The sequence below is a fragment of the Bacillus sp. JJ1503 genome (assembly GCF_036965125.1).
Classification (GTDB): Bacteria; Bacillota; Bacilli; order Bacillales; family Cytobacillaceae; genus Cytobacillus.
Genome location: NZ_JBALOZ010000130.1, coordinates 203 through 7,617, shown reverse-complemented (window position 1 = coordinate 7,617; position 7,415 = coordinate 203). Strand labels below are relative to the sequence as shown.

The window sequence follows — 7,415 nt, the reverse complement described above, 5'->3', positions numbered from 1 at the left end:
TAAGTAAATGAGGTTTTTTAATTCAAAATGACTTTAATAATAAAAATCATCCATTATATAATAAAAAGGGATAGACTAAATAATAGATCCTGTTCTCTGACATTGTGCAAGATCCTTATGGGATCTTGATTTTTTTCGTACAAGTTAAGAGATATTCCACAATTTGATGAGATTCTACTTGAATATATTAGAAAATTTACACTTTAAAAATGGGGGGTGAAGATGATGGATTTACAACTATTTTTTCGTAGGACGCTAAAGAAGTTTCAGATTTCATTGTTTTCACTTGGTTTCAAGGAAGAGTGGCAGCCGTCCATTGAGTGGATTGTTCAGGAGGAAATACAAGGAAAACGCTATTCATTTTACTATGCCGATACATTGACAGTATTGTTTGAAGTGAATAAATCTCTAACGGAAGAGGAACTTGCCTATTTTCAGGATTTATTTGAAATTATATTTATCCAAAAGAGTATTTATTATAAAGAAAATGAAATTCAAAAACTTCAAGAAGGGCTACAAGCCATTGTGACAAATGTGCAAGTGGAGTCGTTGCTTGAGAATATTCTACAAAATGCAGTTGATGCTATTCCGGCAGCTTCCACAGGCATTTTAACGCTCTATAATGAGCAAACCAAGATACTCGAAAATATCGCAACAGTCGGTTTGAATAAAGAGATTCGTCATGCTAAATTTCAAATTGGTGAAGCCATTGTGGGAAAGATCTTTGCTGAAGGAAAATCGAAGTTATTTACGAACCGTGCAGAAATCGATACATACTTTCATGATGTTTCTGAAAAAAACTTAGCATTGCTGGCACCGGAAAAAAAACTTAACCAGTCTAGTGGACTCATTGCTGTACCGATTAAGTTGTCTGAAAAAACGGTTGGTGTTATTTTACTCCACCAGCAAAAAAATCAATGGTCCTTTTCCGAGTTAGATGTGAAAACAATGGAGCACTTTGCCTCGCAAATGGCACTGGCCATTTTTAATGCACGTATATACTATCAACTCCAGGAACGCGAAAATTATTTATCCATTCGCAATCAAATTCACGATACGTTAATTTCTCTTTCTTTATCGAACAAAGGCATCCCAGCCATTGTAAAAGAAATTCAGTCGATCCTTCAAATGACTCTGATCTATTATGATTTCATATATAAAGAGGAAATTCAGACCCATCCTAATAAAAGGGCAGCTGCATTTCTCGATGAGCTGTTAAAGAAATTTCAAGTTTGTCCAGAAGGAAATTATGTTGAAATGGAAGGGGAAGCTTTTTACGCACAACCAATTATCCTTGATCATTTAATTGTAGCAGTCCTAGTTGTCGATTCAAAGCAGGAGATTTCCGAGACAGATCGTATGGTGCTTGAACAATGTGCAATGATGATTTCCAACGAGATTCTGAAAAAACAGTCGTTGATGGATCGCTATTTGGAACATAATCAAGAACTCTTTCATCGTATTTCCTCTGTTTCAAGCACTGAGGCCATTCAGCTATTAAATCAAAAAATAGACTATCATTTTAATCAATCCTTCTGTATGATCGTTGTCAGGATCATCCAGGCTAAACATTCTATTTCTTCTGAGTTGGAGCTTCATAAGCTCATTGTTGCTATCGAAAAGCAGCTAAAGGATTATGGAATATTTTTATTCGGGACAAATAATCAAATTACCATTTTTGTACCATATCATGATCAGGTGGATTATAAAACGATTAAAAAGGAAATATCAATCCTGATTAACAACTTTTCGACATTTTCCCATGTACCTCTATACGCTGGTATTAGCACTGGTCAACAGGATTTGGCGTATATAAAAAAACTAACAGATGAAGCACAAAAGGCATGTGATTATGGAGCCCGTAATCAAAATACTCGTGTGATTTCTTATGATAGTCTCGGAATCAATACATTATTTTTGACACAATCAAAGGAATATATGGAGGGCTTTGTGAATGAAATATTTGATCCTCTTCGTCAGGAAAGAAACGATTTGGCAAATACGCTAAGGGCATATGTTGCCTGTAATGCCTCTCCAAAGAAAACAGCGGATCAATTATTTATTCATATTAATACGCTTTATCAGCGACTAGATAAAATGGAAAAAATTTTAAACCTTTCATTTGATAATCGCGAGCATTTATTAAGAATACAACTGGCATGCTATTTATATGATAATTATCTTAATTGATATAGAAGAAGCTCCATAGTTTTTTTATAAACTGTGGAGCTTCTTCTATATTTATATCTTTTATACTAAATTAAATATTCGAAATATTGGAGGGATTGGATGAAGAACAAGTCCGTAATTTTAGCACTTTTATTTTTTGGATGGGCCTTAGGTAATTTCGATCGTTTTGTTATTAACTATGCGATTGTTGATATTTCTAAAGATTTATCACTTAATGCAACACATACAGGAATTGTATTGAGCACATTTTTCTTAGGGTATGCCATTATGCAAATACCAGGAGGCTTGTTGGCAGATAAATTTGGCTCACGTAAAATAGTTACAATTTCGGTTCTGTTACTTTCACTATTTACAGGGTTAACAGGGGTTGCCAATTCTTTATTTATGCTTTTAGCCATACGTTTCCTATTTGGCTTAGGTGAAGGAGGCTTTATGCCCGCTTCTACGAAAGCGATTTCAGAAACCTTCCCACGTAAAGAACGTGGTCGTGCACAGTCCATATTATTGTCAAGCGGTGGTGTTATGGCGATATTAACACCCGTTATTTCAGCCTATTTATTGACCTCTATTGGATGGCGGCCGCTATTTATAGGCGTTGCCTTTATCGGTGCCCTAATTGTAGCACTCTATCTCTTTTTCTTAAAAATACCACATGCAACAACAAGTCAAGATTCATCCAGTGTGCAAGTACAACAAGGTAAAAGTCCCTTAAAGACAGTATTAAAAATGCCATTGCTTTGGAGTATTTTTGTCTCCTTCTTTGCCATTTATACGATTCAGTGGGGGCTTACAAGCTGGATCCCTAGCTATTTGTCAAAAGTGCGCGGACTAGACTTAGTATCGATTGGCTGGGCTCAAACCATTCCAGGTGTTGCTATGCTTATAGGAATGTTACTGGCTGGCGTTATTATGGATAAAATTCCGCAGGGAAAAGAAAAGTTGCCTGGTATTATCGGTACGGTTCTAATCGCTGTTTTAATGTACTTTATGTTTACAGCGACATCTATTACAAGCTTTATTATTTTCCAAACAATCGTCACTTTTTTTATTGCTGTCGTCATTATTCTACTAAACGCCTTCCTTCTTAAAAATACACCAACTTCAGTGGCAGGATCTGCAATGGGATTTGTAAATGTAGGAGGACAGCTAGCTGGCTTTTTTGCACCTACAATAATCGGCTTTATTGTTGATGCATCAGGAAGCTTTGACATGGCATTTTGGATGCTGATTGGTTTTGCTATTGTCTGCTTGATTGCAATCTGCACATTCCGTACAACAGAGCAGCCTGAGCAAGAGAAACCATTATCAAGCGTATCTTAATAAGGAGGTTTTTCATATGTCAACTTCAACTTCACTATCATTTTCTCAATTTGTTAAAAATGAGATTAATAAAAAAAGACAACAATTTATTGAGGTCAGTGATTTTATTTGGGCACATCCTGAAATCCGCTTCGAGGAGAAGCAATCCTCTAATGCCATGAAAGAAGCGTTAATGAAGGAAGGGTTCGAAGTTCAATCACCTGTTGCCGGGCTTGATACAGGTTTTGTTGCCACGTACGGTTCAGGACACCCGATTGTTGCCATTTTAGGTGAGTTCGATGCACTAGAAGCGTTAAGCCAGCAAAAAGGGGCTTCAAAGCACGCTCCAATTGTCGAAGGCGGGCATGGTCATGGATGTGGTCATAATTTATTAGGCACAGGATCACTTGCTGCTGTCGTGGCCATTAAAGAATATTTACATCAGCACAAAATGAGTGGAACGGTTCGTTATTATGGATGTCCGGCAGAGGAAAGCGGCGGAGGCAAAGTATTTATGGTACGAGAAGGATTATTTAATGATGTAGACTTCGCTCTTAGCTGGCATCCTGGCAATTATGCTGCCCCTTTAAATATGTCCTTTCTTGCTACTTATACAGTTAAATTTTCCTTTGAAGGTCGAAGTGCTCATGCAGCAGCTGCGCCTCATCTTGGACGAAGCGCATTAGATGCTGTTGAATTAATGAATGTTGGTGTTAACTTTTTGCGCGAGCATATAATCCCGGAAGCACGTATCCATTATGCCATTACCAATGCAGGCGGCGATGCACCAAATGTTGTACAAGCTCATGCTGATGTTGTGTACTCCATTCGTGCACCAAAACGGGCGCAGCTTGATGAGATTTTTGAACGAGTCATTGATGTTGCAAAAGGCGCTGCGTTAATGACTAGTGTAAGCATGAGCTATAAATTGGAAGGAGGCTATTCAGAAGTCATTCCAAACTCAACTATGGCTAATGTCATGTATGAGAAAATACAGGAAATTGGACTGCCGGCGTATACACAGGATGAAATGGATTTTGCACGGGAAATTCAGCAGACTTTAAGTGATAAGGATATTCAACAAAATGTGATGCAGTTTGACTTTGAAACAAAGGAAAAACTTCTTGCGTCACCGATTGCTACGGTGATCCCGCCTCTGTCTAAAACTGAAGAGCTTATGGCTGCTTCGACTGATGTAGGAGATGTTAGTTGGATTGTTCCAACCATGCAATGTAATACAGCGACATGGGCGATTGGAACCGCGCCGCATACTTGGCAGGTTGTATCACAAGGTGCAGTTTCCTATGCACAAAAGGCCATGCTCCAAGCCGGAGAAATTATGGCAGCAACGGCACTTGAGATCATGCAATCCTCCGATATACTTGCTGCGGCCAAGGCTGAGCATAACAAACGGCTTGGGGGTCAAACCTATTCAGCACCAATCCCAGCAGATCTCCAACCACCAAAGCTAAAATAATTCATTGTGCGAGTGGCTTTTACATAAGCCGTTCATATTTTTAAGTAAAAGCGATTGTTTTTGGAACCTTTAAACGGTTCATAAATACACCTTTCGGACTACTTTGGAGATGTTGCTTATGAAAAAAATCTTAATGCTTGCTACCGGTGGAACCATTGCATGTGTGGAAGGAAATGAGGGGCTTACTCCGGAATTATCCGTTGAAGATTTGCTGCATTTCCTTCCTGAAACATTCGATAACATAAAAATCGACGGTAAAATCTTAATGAATATAGACAGTACAAATTTGCAGCCTGAGCATTGGGTGAAAATTGCGGAATCAGTTTATAAAAATTATGATGAATACGATGGATTTGTCATTACACACGGAACTGATACGTTAGCCTATACATCCTCAGCACTGTCATATATGCTTCAGGGTCTGGACAAACCAGTTGTGCTAACCGGATCTCAAGTTCCAATTAGTTTTAAAAAAACCGATGCCAAGAAAAATGTAGCAGACGCCTTACGATTTGCCTGCGAGGATATTGGCGGCGTATTTATCGTTTTTGATGGCAGAGTGATTCTAGGAACTCGTGCGGTTAAAATGCGGACAAAAAGCTATGATGCGTTTGAAAGTATCAATCATCCATATGTTGCTTCTATAAATAAAAGTGATGTGGACTATCACTGGAAACCCGCACCCAGTGAAAATAAGGTTGTATTCAATGCGAATTTATGTACGGACGTCTTTTTAATGAAATTATATCCTGGCGCTAAGCCTGAGATTTTTGATTGCTTAAAAGACTTATATAAAGGAATTATTATTGAAAGTTTCGGAAACGGCGGGCTTCCTTTTGAAGGAAGAAACCTGCTTGCGAAAGTCGAGGAGCTAACGGATAAAGGAATCGCTGTAGTCATTACGACTCAGTGCCTGGAAGAAGGGGAGGACTTGCTCCTGTATGAAGTGGGACGCAAGGCAGCACAGCATCAAGTTATATTTTCCGGAGATATGAACACGGAGGCAATCGTTGCCAAATTAATGTGGGCGCTTGGGCAAGCTGATTCTTTAGCTAAGGTTAAGGAAATCATTGAGACGCCATTGGCAGGAGATTTAACCGTAAAATCAGAAAAAGTGGAACAATAATATGGTTAATTCTCCATTTATATGTTAGTTACCTAATCGTTCGCAAAATGTGAAGACCATTGGAGATAATTCTCTGATGGTTTTTTATTTTTATATAAAAAGTACAAGTGAAGGAGATCTTGTGCAGATAGTAGTAGAATCAATAATAGGTAAAAGACAAGTGCATTTTTTAAAGCTAAAAATCGGTAACGGTAGTTTCCTTAAATAAGCAATGATCCAATAATGAAAAATATGCTGTAATAGTGATAGAATAATAGTTCATCCTGTTCTAAGTAGTCAAAAAAAGTGAGGAATTGATGGTGAAAAAATTTAAAAAGTTTTACTTAGAGATTACAAGTGTATGTAATCTTGCATGCAGCTTTTGTCCGCCAACAGAACGACAGAAGCAATTCATTTCCGTGGACGATTTTTCTAAGAGATTAGACCAAATTAAGCCACACACAGATTACATTTATTTACATGTTAAAGGTGAGCCACTGCTCCATCCTAAAATAGACGAATTGTTAGACTTAAGTCATGAGAAAGGATTTAAAGTCAATATCACAACCAATGGAACATTAATTAATAAAAAGAGGGAAAAATTATTAAATAAACCTGCGTTAAGACAAATGAATTTTTCACTCCATAGCTTTGATGGCCATATTGGTTCTAAAGATAAGGAAGGGTATGTGAGAAGTATCCTTTCTTTTATTAAAGAAGCAACGAGCCAATCAGAAATGATTGTTTCCCTGAGGTTATGGAACCTTACACAAGACAATACAACGAATTTGGAAAGAAAACGAAACAGAGAGTTATTAGAGATAATTGAGAAAGAATTTGATTTAGACTACAAAATTGAAGAGAAGGTCGAACCAGGAAGCGGCGTGAAAATTGCGGAACGTATCTTCATCAATCAAGATTACGAGTTTCAGTGGCCTGCTTTACATGAAGAAGAAGATGATGGGAAGGGCTTCTGCTATGGCCTGCGAAATCAAGCAGGTATTTTAGCAAACGGAACGGTTATTCCTTGTTGTCTAGATGGTGAGGGAGTGATCAACCTTGGAAATATTAATGATCATTCATTTTCTGATATTATCGAGATGGATAGAGCAAAAAACCTTGTAGATGGTTTTTCACGAAGAGTGGCAGTGGAGGAACTATGTAGAAAATGCGGATATCGCAAAAGGTTTGGAAAATAGATTTGCAAATCGCTTGGTTAGTAAGTTAGGTAGGGTCATTTCCACTTATTATCTCATTTAGATATAACGAGGTGAACCGTATCACAAATAATGGTAAAGCAGAGAGTGGAAATTCAAATAAATAAAGAAACTTTATCAAGACTGG

5 protein-coding genes are annotated in these 7,415 nt (G+C 37.7%); all 5 read left to right on the top strand.

Going from position 1 to position 7,415, the window contains the following annotated elements:
- The first annotated feature begins 222 nt into the window (after positions 1 to 222).
- The 5 genes from V7149_RS11360 to V7149_RS11340 all read left to right on the top strand — a co-directional run bounded on the left by V7149_RS11360 (position 223) and on the right by V7149_RS11340 (position 7,270).
- Positions 223 to 2,190, top strand: a complete 1,968-nt coding sequence (locus V7149_RS11360) for a helix-turn-helix domain-containing protein (protein ID WP_335345740.1) — start codon at positions 223 to 225, stop codon at positions 2,188 to 2,190.
- Between the two features lie 99 nt (positions 2,191 to 2,289).
- A complete protein-coding gene (locus V7149_RS11355) occupies positions 2,290 to 3,510 on the top strand; it encodes an MFS transporter (RefSeq protein ID WP_335345739.1) in 1,221 nt (406 codons plus the stop codon).
- A 16-nt stretch (positions 3,511 to 3,526) separates the two neighbouring features.
- Complete coding sequence (locus V7149_RS11350) at positions 3,527 to 4,966, top strand: M20 family metallopeptidase (RefSeq protein WP_335345738.1); 1,440 nt, start codon at positions 3,527 to 3,529, stop codon at positions 4,964 to 4,966.
- A 118-nt stretch (positions 4,967 to 5,084) separates the two neighbouring features.
- Entirely contained in the window at positions 5,085 to 6,092 is a 1,008-nt protein-coding gene (locus tag V7149_RS11345; RefSeq protein WP_335345737.1) for an asparaginase, read from the top strand.
- A gap of 299 nt (positions 6,093 to 6,391) precedes the next feature.
- Positions 6,392 to 7,270, top strand: coding sequence for a radical SAM/SPASM domain-containing protein (locus V7149_RS11340; protein WP_335345741.1), 879 nt, complete (start codon positions 6,392 to 6,394; stop codon positions 7,268 to 7,270).
- The last annotated feature ends 145 nt before the right edge of the window (positions 7,271 to 7,415 follow it).

What these genes read in the sequence shown, in the direction of transcription:
- V7149_RS11360 (WP_335345740.1), top strand. Translation starts at nt 223, where the DNA reads ATGATGGATTTACAACTATTTTTTCGTAGGACGCTAAAGAAGTTTCAG.
- V7149_RS11355 (WP_335345739.1), top strand. Translation starts at nt 2,290, where the DNA reads ATGAAGAACAAGTCCGTAATTTTAGCACTTTTATTTTTTGGATGGGCC.
- V7149_RS11350 (WP_335345738.1), top strand. Translation starts at nt 3,527, where the DNA reads ATGTCAACTTCAACTTCACTATCATTTTCTCAATTTGTTAAAAATGAG.
- V7149_RS11345 (WP_335345737.1), top strand. Translation starts at nt 5,085, where the DNA reads ATGAAAAAAATCTTAATGCTTGCTACCGGTGGAACCATTGCATGTGTG.